We start from the raw sequence: 13,716 nt of genomic DNA on the forward strand, positions 1-13,716 counted from the left end.
AGCCATTGCTTGTTGTCGAAGAGGAAATAGCACAGCGTCCGGAAGGATCGCCGGTTATTTCAGAGGACACATGATTCAGTGGGGAGGGTGAAAATTTGGCGGTGAGGAAATCGCTGCCGGAGGTGGGGCCTCCGCGCCGGGTCTTGCGGTGGATCTTACTAAATTGTCCAGTGCAGGACTTTACCATTCGCGATCTCCATAGTGAAAAACATCACAGCCGGGAACTACCGCATAGTTAATTAATACAGCAAAAATTATCATAAATGCAACAATATTTTTACTGATTCATAACGAGCATCGATTTCCCTGCTTTCAGGAGTGTCTGAAATTTATATTACAGAAATATAACAGTCGGCCGTACATACGAAAAAATTATGTTTTTCAGTGAAAACCGCAATTCCGCGCCCGGCGGAATTGCGTTATCAGGCTTCAAGCAACGGCTGTGCCAGATAGCCTGTGGCATCGCGAACACCGGGCAGCACAAAGAAATAGCCGCCGCCGATGGGCTTGATGTACTCCTCCAGCGCTTCACCATTCAGCCGCTTCTGCACGGTCAGGAAACCTTTCTCCAGATCGTGCTGGTAGCACACAAACAGCAACCCCATATCCAGCTGTCCTGAGAGGGTCACCCCCAGCGAGTAGCTATAGCCACGGCGCATCATCAGGCTGGAGTCCGTCTCACGGGTGCGGGGATTGGCCAGCCGAATATGGCTGTCCAGGGCAATCAGATTGCCCTCAGGATCCTGAGCATAGTCCGGCACATCATGCTCATTCTGCATGCCTAACGGCGCCCCGCTCTGCTTATCCCGGCCAAAAATGGTCTGCTGCTCTTTCAGCGGCGTACGATCCCAGAACTCAACCCGGAACTGAATAATCCGCGCTGCCTGATAGCTGCCTCCCACCGTCCACGGCGGTTCATTCTGATCCGGTGTGACCCAGACCACCGCATCCATCAGGGCCGCATCGCGGCTGTCGGGATTGGCCGTACCGTCTTTAAATCCCAGCAGGTTAATCGGCGTCTCTTTCCCCTGGCTGCGGGCGGCGTGATCGGAGATAAACCCTTCCCGCTTCCAGCGCACGCTGAGCAGGTCAGGCGTATGCTTGATGACGTCGCGCAGGGCATGAATCACCGTATCCTGGGTATTGGCGCAGATTTGCAGGAGCAGATCGCCGTGGCACAACGCAGCATCCAGCGAATCATTCGGGAAGCGGGTCATTTTCTGCAGGCGCTTTGGCCGGTGCGCCTGTAAACCGAAGCGGTCATCAAACAGCGCATCGCCAACGGATACCGTTATCGTCAGGTTATCCGGCGCAATAAAGCCGCCGAGAATGCCCGAGTCCATCGGCGGCAGACGCGTGTTGGGCGTATCCGGCGCAGGCCCGCCGGTTGTCAGAAACGCAATTCTCGCCGTCAGCAGACGAAACAAACGCTCCAGCCCGGCTTTATCGCTGGCCAGCACGTCAAAGGCGACCAGCATCATCGACGCCTGCTGTGGCGTCAGCACGCCCGCCTGATGAACACCATAAAAGGGCTGCGTTTCCATTCGCGCCGATGGCGATAATGTTCCCGGGGCGCTTTGCGGTTTTGCCGCATGCGCAACCGGGCAGCCGCCGACCAGTGCGAGCGCGCCTCCCAGCGCACCCATTCCTTTTAGTAAGCGACGCCTTGACGGCTCGCTTACGTTCTCAGAATCCTGTTCAGTCATGATACTTAGTCCAGACCCAGCACGCCGCGCAGCTGAGCCAGATCTTCCGCCAGCGCGGTAATCGGCCCTTTCAGCGCGTTGCGGTCGGCATCGGTCAGCTTATCGTAGGTTTCAAAGCCCTCTTTGGTGCGATACTTCGCCAGGATCGCATCCACTTTGGCAAAGTTGGCATCCACTTTCGCCAGCAGTTCCGCATTCCCTTTTTGCAGCTGCGGGCGCAGCAGGTCGACGATTTTCTTCGCACCGTCAATGTTGGCCTGGAAATCCCACAGATCCGTATGGCTGTAGCGATCTTCTTCACCGCTGATTTTGCTGGCGGCCACTTCTTCAATCAGACCCGCCGCACCACCGACCACTTTTGACGGCGGGAATGCCAGCTCGCTGATGCGTTTTTGCAGATCGACGACGTCGGTATAGAGCTGGTCAGCATAGTTATCCATGCCCTTCACGCTCTTATCCCCGAACAGGGCTTTTTCCAGACGGTGGAAACCGGTGAATTTCGGATCGGCCGCTTTCTGCTCGTAGTCATCTTCACGGGCGTCAATGCTACCGTCCAGATCGGAGAACAGCTCGGCAATAGGCTCGATACGCTCATAGTGTTGGCGAGTCGGCGCATACAGAGACTGCGCTTTGGCCACATCACCGGCTTTCACCGCATCGGTGAAGGCTTTCGTCCCGGTCACCAGCGCCGCGGTTTCCGCCATAACGTAGTTTTTATACTCGGTAATCGCTCCGCCCAGGCTGAGCAGAGCTTCACCCTGTGCAGCATCGGCCGTTGCCTCACCTTTGACAATCAGCTTGCCTTTCGGGTTGGTCAGCAGGCCGCAGGTCATCTCATACTCGCCCGGCTGGAGGTTGGCCGTCATCTTCTGGCTAAAGCCCGGCGCGATGTTTTCACGCTCCTCAACCACCATCACCCCTTTAAGGATCTCCCACTCCAGCGCTTTCTGGCTGTGGTTTTTAATAATGAACTGGGTTTTTCCCGAGTTGACCGTAATGCTCATCGGCTCGCACTGTTTATCGGTTACGGTAACGTTAACCTGGGGAATATCGGCGGCCTGCGCGGCAAACGCGCCGGACAACAGAGCGGTAAGAGCAACCTGCAAAGCACTACGGCGGAAGTTAATCGTCATGTTCCATCCCTTAAAAGTATGTTGTAACTACGTATGCTGTAACGACCAGAAGCGATCAGGGTGCGGCGCGTGAAGCCGTCGTACCGGTACGAGGCGGCAGCGCAAACAGCACCAGCGCCGGAATCAGATAGATAAAGTAGACCGCGACTTCGCTGACGCTCGGCGCTTCCTGGTAACCGAAGACGCCTTCCAGCAGCGTACCGAACAGCGAGTGGGTCGAGAGCACATTGCTCAGGTCAAAGGCGATATCCTGGAAGTGGTTCCACAGGCCTGCCTCATGGAAGGCGCGAATTGCCCCCGCAGCCAGCCCGGCCGCCACCAGCAAAATAAACAGGCTGGTCCATTTGAAAAATGCGCCCAGATTGAGGCGGATCCCGCCCCAGTAGAGAAGAAAGCCCAGCACAACCGCACTCAGCAGTCCCAGAATCGCTCCAACGGGCGGCCAGATACCGACATCCTGCTGGAAGGCAGCAAGCAGAAAGAAGACCGACTCCAGGCCTTCGCGGGCCACGGCAAAGAAGACCATCATCACCAGCGCCCAGCCCTGGTGATTGCCGCGACGCAGCGCGTTATCGACGGCGCTTTCCAGCTCCGCTTTCACATTGCGGGAAACTTTGCGCATCCAGAACACCATCCAGGTCAACACGATGACCGCAATGACCGCAACGATCCCCTCAAACAACTCCTGCTCTTTTTGCGGAAATTCACCGGTGGTTTCATTGATAAAGATGCCCAGCCCCAGACAAAGGCCTGCCGCCAGAAACACCCCAAGCCACATCACGCCGATAAAATGCCCGCGCTGGGTGCGCTTCAGATAGCTGGCAATGAGGCTGACAATCAGCGCGGCCTCAAGCCCTTCGCGTAACATAATGAGAAATGGAACAAACATGCCAGACATCCTCGAATGTGAGTCGCAGTCATTTAGTGTAAAAACAGGTAAATGTTATGATAGTGATTATCATTACGGCAACGGGAAACTCAAGCGAAATATCGGCAGATTGATGACAGGATGTAAAAACTGCGCGCACGGTTACAGTCGAAATTGATCTGCTGCAAATTCATCGGCAAAGAGAGGTCGCAGAAGGTGGTTTACGCCCACCCTGCCTTATGGCTAAATGTGCGACCTGTTTACCTGCGAAATTAATAACATGTTAACTCTTCTGCATTTCCTGCTGGCGCTGGTGGTGATCCTTGCCCTGGCCTGGCTGGTCAGTTTCGATCGTCGCAAAATTCGTTACCGGTTTGTCCTGCAGCTCATCGTGATTGAAGTCGCGCTGGCATGGTTTTTCCTGCACGCCGAAAGCGGATTGTCGATGATCAAAACCGTCTCCGGGCTTTTTGAATCTCTGCTTAAGTTTGCCGCAGAGGGCAGCGGTTTTGTCTTCGGTGGGATGGGTGAAAAAGGCCTGGCGTTTATTTTCCTTGGCGTGCTGTGCCCGATTATCTTTATCTCTGCGCTGATTGGGATCCTGCAACACTGGAAGATCCTGCCGATATTTATTCGCCTGATTGGCACCCTGCTGTCGAAGCTGAACGGTCTGGGCAAGCTGGAGTCGTTTAACGCCGTCAGCTCGCTTATCCTCGGCCAGTCGGAAAACTTTATTGCCTATAAAGGCGTGCTGGGCGATCTCTCTTCCCGCCGTCTGTTCACCATGGCGGCCACCGCCATGTCGACGGTGTCGCTCTCCATCGTCGGGGCTTATATGACCATGCTGTCGGCGCAGTACGTGGTGGCAGCACTGATCCTGAATATGTTCAGCACCTTTATTATTCTGTCGGTTATCAACCCGAGCGCTCCGCAGGATGAGCCTGACGTGAAGCTGGAAAAACTGCATGAATCGCAGAGCTTCTTTGAGATGCTGGGGGAGTATATTCTCGCCGGTTTCAAGGTGGCGATGATTATTCTGGCGATGCTGATCGGCTTTATCGCGCTGATCAGCGCGGTTAACGCCCTCTTCTCTGCGCTCTTCGGCCTCAGCTTCCAGCAGCTTCTGGGATATGTTTTCTACCCGCTGGCCTGGCTGGTGGGCATCCCTCTGAGCGATGCGCTTAACGCGGGCAGCATTATGGCGACCAAGCTGGTTGCGAACGAGTTTGTGGCGATGATTGAACTGCAGAAGGTTGCAGCAGAGATGACACCGCGCGGCCTGGGGATCCTCTCGGTATTCCTGGTGTCGTTTGCCAACTTTGCCTCTATCGGCATTATTGCCGGAGCCATCAAAGGCCTGAATGAGCAACAGGGCAACGTGGTTTCCCGCTTCGGCCTGCGCCTGGTTTACGGCGCAACCCTGGTCAGCCTGCTTTCCGCCAGCTTTGCCGGGCTGGTACTGTAATGAAAACGGCGGGGAAACCCGCCGTTTTTCTTAAAACTGTACGCAGACTTTCTGGTCAACCCGCATCACCGACTCCTGGGCAAAGCGCGATTTATAGATCCCACGCAGCGCTTCGATATCGCTGTTACTGCGGGCATCTTTACCGTGGATCAGCATCAACGCTTTGCTGGCTTCGCGGGCGACCTTACCGTCATTGCCCAGCCACTGCCCCCGCGCATCAAACACAGTCAGGCCATCGCGAAAACGCGGCGTCACGTCGCCATCGACAAAACTCTGCCACTCTGCAGCCGTAATCGCCTCCCCGGCCGGGCGGTTTAAGCCGAAATAGAGCGTAGTTTGCATCATCTGGTTATCAGCAGCGCAGTCCGCCGCCGTCCGGGGCGCAGATACCGTCGTACACCCTGTCGCCAGCGCCGCCAGCAACACGACCGCCAGGCCTGTCTTGATCCTCATAGTTCGCTATCCTCATTGTTATTTGTGTTTTGATATCAGCGTATTTCGTTGCCGCTGGCAAGAAAAAGGCCCGCCGAAGCGAGCCTGTTTACCGTACAGCGGTTATTTTACCTTCGCCAACGCCGGTGCCGGAGAGTGGTAATGGGCATCGGCCTCGGCAAAGCGCTGCTGCATCGCGGCAGACGGGGCCTTACCGATCAGGCTAAAGACCACAATCCCGATGCTGCCGAAGAGGAATCCCGGAATAATTTCATACAGATCCAGCCACGCGTAGTGCTTCCAGACCAGCACGGTGACCGCACCGATGATCATCCCGGCCAGCGCGCCGTTGCGGGTCATACGCGACCAGAGCACGGAGAAAAGCACCACCGGCCCAAACGCAGCGCCGAAGCCGGCCCAGGCGTAGCTCACCAGACCCAGCACGCGGTTTTCCGGGTTTGCCGCCATCGCGATGGAGACCAGCGCCACCAGCAGGACCATAAAGCGCCCGACCCAGACCAGCTCGATCTGACTCGCCCCTTTGCGCAGGAAAGCTTTATAAAGATCTTCGGTAATCGCACTGGAACAGACCAGCAGCTGGCAGCTCAGGGTCGACATCACCGCCGCCAGAATCGCCGACAGCAGGATCCCGGCAATCCACGGGTTAAACAGCAGCTGCGCCAGCTCGATAAAGATACGCTCGGCATTCTGATTAACCGAACCGGCCATCAGCGGATTGTTTTCGTAGTACGCGATCCCGAAGAACCCCACCGCCACGGCACCCGCCAGGCAGAGGATCATCCAGGTCATGCTGATACGGCGGGCGTGCACGATAGTGTGATGGGAATCGGCCGCCATAAAGCGCGCCAGAATGTGCGGCTGACCAAAGTAGCCCAGCCCCCAGCCCATCAGCGAGATAATCGCTACAAAGTTCAGGCCCTTCAGCATATCGACGTTCTCAATGCTTTTCTGCTTGATCACTTCCAGAGAATCACCGAAGCCGCCAACGTGGATAACCACCATCACCGGCGTCAGGATCAGGGCAAAAATCATCAGGCTGGCCTGGACCGTATCGGTCCAGCTAACGGCGAGGAAACCGCCGATAAAGGTATAGACGATAGTCGCCGCTGCCCCGGCCCAGAGCGCGGTTTCGTAGCTCATCCCGAAGGTGCTTTCGAACAGGCGGGCACCCGCAACGATGCCGGAGGCGCAGTAGATGGTGAAGAAGACCAGAATCACGACCGCAGAGATAATACGCAGCAGGCGGCTGTTATCTTCAAAGCGACCGGTGAAATAATCCGGTAACGTCAGAGCGTTATTGTTCACTTCGGTGTGCACGCGCAGGCGTCCGGCCACCAGTTTCCAGTTAACCCATGCGCCCAGCGTCAGACCAATGGCAATCCAGCTTTCGGAGATCCCGGCAATAAAAATCGCACCGGGTAATCCCATCAGCAGCCAGCCGCTCATATCGGATGCACCGGCAGACAGCGCGGTCACCATCGGACCCAGGCTGCGCCCGCCAAGAATATAGTCATCGAAATTTCTGGTTGAACGCCAGGCCACAAATCCAATTAGGATCATGCCAAAGATATAAACAAGAAACGTCACCAGCATCGGTGTACTTATTGTCGCCATTAAAGGTCTCCAGAATTATTTTCAGACTGCCTGTTTTTCTTCTACCGGAACGAGGTATCAGGGAGGAGGATTTACAGAAAGCGACGTATCCTGCCGCATGTGTTTTGCATTCACAATCTTTTTAACACGGCATTTACATCAAATTCATCCCGGCTTTCATACCATTTTTCTATAGGTTGCACTCGCTCACGGTTTTACGGGTTGTACCATAAAAAAGTGTTATGCACCGCATAAAATCAATGTAATACATGAAATCCATCTCGCGGAATCACCGCTTTATTTATTAACAACTTATTCATTTTTAATCCTGCGCACAGACCTGAATTAACAAGGTTGCACAAAGTTGCAACATAGCGGATATTCCTTGCTAACCAAACTTATCGAACCAAATACAACAGGAGTGAACGGCATGGGCACCACCACCATGGGGGTTAAGCTGGACGACGCCGCGCGCGAACGAATTAAGGCCGCCGCCGCCCGTATTGATCGCACGCCGCACTGGCTGATTAAGCAGGCCATTTTTAATTATCTGGAAAAACTCGAAAGCGACGCGTCTCTGCCGGAGTTGACCGGACAGTCGGCCGCAGACGATGAGCGTGAAGAGACGGGCATGCGGGCGGATGAAAACCACCAGCCGTTCCTCGATTTTGCCGAGCAGATCCTGCCTCAGTCGGTCGCCCGTGCGGCGATCACCGCCGCCTGGCGTCGCCCGGAAACCGAGGCCGTGCCGATGCTGCTTGAACAGGCCCGACTGCCGCAGCCCATCGCCGAACAGGCGCACAAGCTGGCTTATCAGCTGGCGGATAAACTCCGCCATCAGAAGAATGCCGGTGGCCGCGCCGGGATGGTACAGGGGCTGCTGCAGGAGTTCTCTCTCTCTTCTCAGGAGGGCGTTGCCCTGATGTGCCTCGCCGAAGCCCTGTTGCGTATTCCGGATAAAGCGACCCGCGATGCGCTGATCCGCGACAAGATCAGCACCGGTAACTGGCAGTCGCATATTGGCCGCAGTCCGTCGCTGTTTGTGAATGCGGCCACCTGGGGGCTGCTGTTTACCGGCCGCCTGGTCGCCACCCATAATGAGGCGAATCTGTCCCACTCCCTGAACCGTATTATCGGTAAAAGCGGCGAGCCGCTGATCCGCAAAGGGGTGGATATGGCGATGCGCCTGATGGGCGAACAGTTTGTTACCGGCGAAACCATCGCCGAGGCGCTGGCTAACGCCCGCAAGCTGGAAGAGAAAGGCTTCCGCTACTCTTACGATATGCTGGGTGAAGCGGCGCTCACCGCCGCCGATGCCCAGGCCTATCTGCTCTCCTATCAGCAGGCGATCCACGCCATCGGCAAAGCCTCTAACGGACGCGGGATTTACGAAGGTCCGGGGATCTCCATCAAGCTTTCTGCCCTGCACCCGCGCTATAGCCGCGCTCAGTACGATCGGGTGATGGAAGAACTCTATCCTCAGCTTAAGTCCCTGACCCTGCTGGCGCGTCAGTATGATATCGGGATTAATATTGACGCCGAGGAAGCGGACCGGCTGGAGCTCTCCCTCGACCTGCTGGAGAAGCTCTGCTTTGAACCTGAGCTGGCAGGCTGGAACGGGATTGGCTTTGTTATCCAGGCCTATCTGAAGCGCTGCCCGATGGTGATTGATTCCCTGATCGACCTGGCGACGCGCAGCCGCCGACGCCTGATGATTCGCCTGGTGAAGGGCGCCTACTGGGATAGCGAAATTAAGCGTGCGCAGATGGAGGGGCTGGAAGGCTATCCGGTCTATACCCGCAAGGTTTATACCGACGTCTCCTACCTGGCCTGCGCCAAAAAGCTGCTGGCAGTGCCGAATCTTATCTACCCCCAGTTCGCCACCCACAATGCCCACACCCTGGCCGCCATCTATCATCTGGCCGGACAGAACTACTATCCCGGTCAGTATGAGTTCCAGTGCCTGCACGGGATGGGTGAACCGCTATATGAGCAGGTGGTCGGCAAAATTGCTGACGGCAAGCTTAACCGACCATGCCGTATCTATGCCCCGGTCGGCACCCACGAGACCCTGCTGGCCTATCTGGTGCGCCGTCTGCTCGAAAACGGGGCCAACACCTCCTTCGTAAACCGTATTGCCGATACCACCCTGCCGCTGGACGAACTGGTGGCCGATCCGGTCACGGCGGTAGAGAAACTGGCGGCGCAGGAGGGCCAGGCCGGTCTGCCGCATCCCAAAATCGCCCTGCCCCGGGATCTTTATGGCGAAGGACGCAGGAATTCGGCGGGTCTGGATTTAGCCAACGAGCACCGTCTGGCCTCTCTCTCCTCCGCCCTGCTAAACAGCGCCCTGCAAAAATGGCAGGCGAAGCCGATGCTGGAGCAGCCGGTTGACGAGGGTGAAATGACGCCGGTCATCAACCCGGCAGAGCCGCGGGATACCGTGGGCTTCGTGCGGGAAGCCAGCCGTGACGAAGTGGAACTGGCGCTCAGCAACGCGGTGAACAACGCGCCTATCTGGTTTGCGACCCCGCCGCAGGCGCGGGCAGCGATCCTTGAGCGCGCCGCTATATTGATGGAAGGCCAGATGCAGCAGCTTATTGGTATCCTGGTCCGTGAAGCGGGGAAAACCTTCAGTAACGCCATTGCCGAAGTGCGCGAAGCGGTGGATTTCCTGCACTATTATGCCGGTCAGGTCCGCGACGATTTCGATAACGAAACCCACCGCCCGCTTGGCCCGGTGGTCTGTATCAGCCCGTGGAACTTCCCGCTGGCCATCTTTACCGGCCAGGTCGCCGCGGCGCTGGCTGCCGGTAACTGCGTGCTGGCGAAACCGGCGGAGCAGACACCGCTGATTGCCGCTCAGGGTATTGCGATCCTGCTGGAAGCCGGTGTCCCACCTGGCGTGGTGCAGCTTCTGCCCGGCCGTGGCGAAACCGTGGGCGCACAGCTTAGCGGCGATGACCGGGTGCGCGGAGTGATGTTTACCGGTTCGACGGCGGTCGCCACCCTGCTGCAGCGCAATATCGCCACGCGTCTGGATCCCCAGGGACGCCCGACGCCGCTTATCGCCGAAACCGGCGGCATGAACGCCATGATCGTCGACTCGTCGGCGCTGACCGAACAGGTGGTCATCGATGTCCTGGCCTCGGCGTTTGACAGTGCGGGCCAGCGCTGCTCGGCCCTGCGCGTGCTCTGTCTGCAGGACGAGATCGCCGACCATACCCTGACCATGCTGCGCGGTGCGATGGCGGAGTGCCGGATGGGCAACCCCGGCCGCCTGAGTACCGATATCGGTCCGGTGATCGATGCAGAAGCCAAAGCCGGGATTGAACAGCATATTCAGGCCATGCGCGATAAAGGCCGCAACGTATTCCAGGCCGCCCGGGACAACCCTGACGATGTCCGCGAGTGGCGGAGCGGCACCTTTGTCACCCCGACCCTGATTGAGCTGGAGAGCTTTGATGAGCTGAAGCAGGAGATCTTTGGCCCGGTGCTGCACGTGGTCCGCTATCGTCGTAAAGATATCGATGCCCTGATCGCGCAGATTAACGCCTCCGGCTACGGCCTGACGCTGGGCGTACATACCCGCATCGATGAGACCATTGCGAAGGTGACCGGGCAGGCTAACGTCGGCAATCTGTACGTGAACCGTAATATGGTTGGCGCGGTCGTGGGCGTACAGCCGTTTGGCGGCGAAGGGCTGTCCGGCACCGGTCCGAAAGCCGGTGGGCCGCTCTATCTGTACCGCCTGCTGGGCAGCCAGCCGGATACGGCTTCTCTGGTCACCCTCGCCCGCCAGGATGCCGTCCGCCCGGTTGATGCTCAGCTGAAAGCGCAGCTGTTGCAGCCCCTGGACGCGCTTACCCGCTGGGCCGAAGGCCGACCCGCTTTACAGGCTCTGTGCCAGCAGTTTGCCGAACGCAGCCAGTCCGGGACTCAGCGCCTGCTGCCGGGGCCAACCGGCGAGCGTAACAGCTGGACGCTGATGCCGCGTGAACGCGTGCTCTGTATGGCTGATAACGAAGAGGACGCCCTGATTCAACTGGCCGCCGTCCTCGCCGTTGCCAGCGAAGCCCTGCTGCCGGATACTCCGGTGCTCCACCAGCTTGCGCAGTCGCTTCCGCCGGAGGTGACGCAGCGTATTCAGCTGGCGCCTGAAGATACCGTGATGACCCAGGACTTTGACGCCGTGATCTACCACGGCGACTCTGACCAGCTGCGTGAACTCTGCCAGCAGGTCGCGTCAAGGGACGGCGCTATTGTGTCGGTACAGGGTTTTGCCCGCGGGGAAACCCATCTGCAGCTGGAACGGCTGTATGTTGAGCGCTCGCTCAGCATTAACACCGCCGCCGCCGGGGGCAACGCCAGCCTGATGACTATCGGCTAGCGCCAGATGAAAAAGGCTCCTGCCGTGCAGGAGCCTTTTTTAAAAGGAAAAATCACTCGCGAACGCGGATCCCTTCGATAATCATGCGCTGCACATTATCGACCGTGCCCTGAAAGAACACCGGATCCTGTAGCGTAGACCCGCTCACGGCTTCCACCTGAGTGGCGAAATCCGCATAGTGTTGCGTGGTGGCCCAGATCATAAAAATCAGATGCTGGGGATCAACCGCCGCCAGCTTGCCCTGATCGATCCAGCCGGCAATGATCGCCGATTTCTCATCCACCAGCGCCTTCAGATCCCCGCTTAGCCGGGCCATCAACAGCGGTGCGCCCTGAAGCATCTCCAGACAGAACAGCCTTGAGGCCTGGGGATGATCCCTTGAGACTTCGAGCTTCAGACGGATATATTCACGAATCGACACCAGCGGGGCGCAATCCTCACGAAAAGCCTTTAGCGGTGCCAGCCAGATATCGAGGATCTGCTGCAGCACCGCGATATAGAGCGCCTCTTTGGACGGGTAGTAGTACAGCAGGTTGGTTTTCGATATGCCCGCCAGTTCCGCCACCTGTTCCAGACGCGAGCCGTGGATACCCACGCGGGAGAAGATATCCAGGGCTGCACTCAGGATGGCCTGACGCTTTGCGCTTACCGAACGCGACCGCTTACCCGTTTTTTTCGCTGCATCCTCACTCATCGCCATCTCCTTTTTGCGTTGCCGGGAGCATAGCAAATCGCGGCTCAGGATTCCTGATTAAGCGAGCCTTCGCTGGAGGGCCCTGCGACTTTTTTCTTTTTCAGCTTCAGCTCGCTCACCAGCACGCCAAGAATAATGAAGGCTCCGCCCAGCAGCGCCAGCCCGGGCAGTCGCTCACCGGCGATGCGCCCGAAAATCCCGGCCCAGACCGGCTCTCCGGTGTAGATCACCGTAGCCCGCGTCGGCGACACGCTGCGCTGGGCCCAGTTCATCACCACCTGGATAATGGCACTGAAAATGCCCAGCCCTGCGCCAACCATCAGCAGCGATGGCGACAGCGGCGGGACCGATTCGCCGGCGGGCACCATCGCGATAAAGGCCACCAGCGAGGCGGTCGCGAGCTGCACAACCGTCACCCGGCGCACGTCAACTTTACCGGCCCAGGCGCTAATCAAAATAATCTCTGCCGCGATAGCCAGCGCCCCGACGAGGGTAATCAGCTCCCCTTCGCCCAGCGCCAGCAGATTGTCGCCCGGCCCGGCCAGCAGAATCAGACCAATAAAGGCCAGTATAATCCCGATACAGGACTTCACCCCCGGCAGTCGCCCGAGGCAGAGCCACTGTAGCAAAGGAACCAGCGGAACATACATGGCGGTAATAAAGGCGGATTTACTGCTGGAGATAGACTGCAGGCCCCAGGTCTGCAGGCTGTATCCCATGGCGATAGCGACACCAATCGCCACCCCGGCTTTTAGCTCGGTCAGGGTCAGGCCACGAAGGGTTCGCAGGGACAGAAGCGCCACCGCCAGGGCCGCCATGGCAAAGCGCAGGCCGACAAAAAAGAACGGGCCGCTAAGGGTGACCGCATATTGCACGGCCAGGAAAGTGCCACCCCAGAACATGGTGATCACGATCAACAGTGATTCCTGCGGTGAGACAGAGAGTTTGCAACGGGAGAGTAAAGACATGGTACACCTGCCAGAGAGTCAGCCCGCTAGTGTGCGTTCTGATGGCGGGAAGCGCAACCGTGGCAAATAAAAACCGCCGGAGGAGTCCGGCGGCGAAGGCATTACATGGCTGGGGGACGCCTTGATCGGTGTCCCGGGTCTGGCAGACTAGCTGCTGCGGCTACCGTGACTATTTTTGCCTCCTTTTTTACCTGCTTCCGAGGCCCGCTGCGGGTCATTTTTGAAATTCCCGCCGCTCTGCTGGCCCCCTTTACGACCTGCTTCTGATGCTCTTGAACGGTCTTCGGCAAAGTTGCCGGAACCGCCACGATGGTTTGCCATTGCTGACCTCCACTGGGTTAGTCATCATACTGCATTCAGTAAAAGAGGATTCTTTCACCTGACGATCGACAGATAAGAGCGCTATCTGCATCGTGTATCACTAAGCATAGTGAATCCCTCCCGGT

The 13,716-nt window shown here is 57.7% G+C and carries 10 protein-coding genes; 2 read left to right on the top strand and 8 right to left on the bottom strand.

The window, feature by feature from the left end; genetic code table 11:
* Window positions 1–422 precede the first annotated feature (422 nt).
* The 3 genes from efeB to efeU are packed head-to-tail and all read right to left on the bottom strand — an operon-like array spanning window position 423 to window position 3,728.
* Complete coding sequence (gene efeB, locus EDF81_RS22155) at window positions 423–1,706, bottom strand: iron uptake transporter deferrochelatase/peroxidase subunit (protein WP_123350330.1); 1,284 nt, start codon at window positions 1,704–1,706, stop codon at window positions 423–425.
* A gap of 5 nt (window positions 1,707–1,711) precedes the next feature.
* Window positions 1,712–2,839, bottom strand: coding sequence for an iron uptake system protein EfeO (gene efeO / locus EDF81_RS22160; RefSeq protein WP_123350331.1), 1,128 nt, complete (start codon window positions 2,837–2,839; stop codon window positions 1,712–1,714).
* 55 nt (window positions 2,840–2,894) lie between these two features.
* On the bottom strand, window positions 2,895–3,728 hold the full coding sequence (gene efeU, locus EDF81_RS22165) for an iron uptake transporter permease EfeU (protein ID WP_123350332.1): 834 nt from the start codon (window positions 3,726–3,728) through the stop codon (window positions 2,895–2,897).
* Between the two features lie 259 nt (window positions 3,729–3,987).
* Between efeU and EDF81_RS22170 the strand changes: the two genes are divergently transcribed.
* Window positions 3,988–5,172 (top strand): NupC/NupG family nucleoside CNT transporter, encoded by a 1,185-nt coding sequence (locus EDF81_RS22170; protein WP_123350359.1) that lies wholly within the window; start codon window positions 3,988–3,990, stop codon window positions 5,170–5,172.
* 30 nt (window positions 5,173–5,202) lie between these two features.
* Here the strand turns inward: EDF81_RS22170 and EDF81_RS22175 are convergent, their stop codons facing one another.
* Both EDF81_RS22175 and putP read right to left on the bottom strand, forming a co-directional pair.
* Window positions 5,203–5,625, bottom strand: coding sequence for a DUF3574 domain-containing protein (locus EDF81_RS22175; RefSeq protein WP_123350333.1), 423 nt, complete (start codon window positions 5,623–5,625; stop codon window positions 5,203–5,205).
* A 102-nt stretch (window positions 5,626–5,727) separates the two neighbouring features.
* On the bottom strand, window positions 5,728–7,239 hold the full coding sequence (putP, locus tag EDF81_RS22180; protein ID WP_123350334.1) for a sodium/proline symporter PutP: 1,512 nt from the start codon (window positions 7,237–7,239) through the stop codon (window positions 5,728–5,730).
* A 409-nt stretch (window positions 7,240–7,648) separates the two neighbouring features.
* Between putP and putA the strand changes: the two genes are divergently transcribed.
* Complete coding sequence (gene putA / locus EDF81_RS22185) at window positions 7,649–11,608, top strand: trifunctional transcriptional regulator/proline dehydrogenase/L-glutamate gamma-semialdehyde dehydrogenase (protein WP_123350335.1); 3,960 nt, start codon at window positions 7,649–7,651, stop codon at window positions 11,606–11,608.
* Between the two features lie 52 nt (window positions 11,609–11,660).
* Here putA and rutR read toward each other — a convergent pair whose 3' ends face one another.
* The 3 genes from rutR to EDF81_RS22200 form a co-directional block, all read right to left on the bottom strand.
* Window positions 11,661–12,302, bottom strand: coding sequence for an HTH-type transcriptional regulator RutR (gene rutR / locus EDF81_RS22190; RefSeq protein ID WP_123350336.1), 642 nt, complete (start codon window positions 12,300–12,302; stop codon window positions 11,661–11,663).
* A gap of 44 nt (window positions 12,303–12,346) precedes the next feature.
* On the bottom strand, window positions 12,347–13,270 hold the full coding sequence (locus tag EDF81_RS22195; RefSeq protein ID WP_123350337.1) for a DMT family transporter: 924 nt from the start codon (window positions 13,268–13,270) through the stop codon (window positions 12,347–12,349).
* 147 nt (window positions 13,271–13,417) lie between these two features.
* Complete coding sequence (locus tag EDF81_RS22200) at window positions 13,418–13,591, bottom strand: general stress protein (protein ID WP_123350338.1); 174 nt, start codon at window positions 13,589–13,591, stop codon at window positions 13,418–13,420.
* Window positions 13,592–13,716: the final 125 nt, after the last annotated feature.

Source organism: Enterobacter sp. BIGb0383, assembly GCF_003751845.1.
Lineage (GTDB): Bacteria > Pseudomonadota > Gammaproteobacteria > Enterobacterales > Enterobacteriaceae > BIGb0383.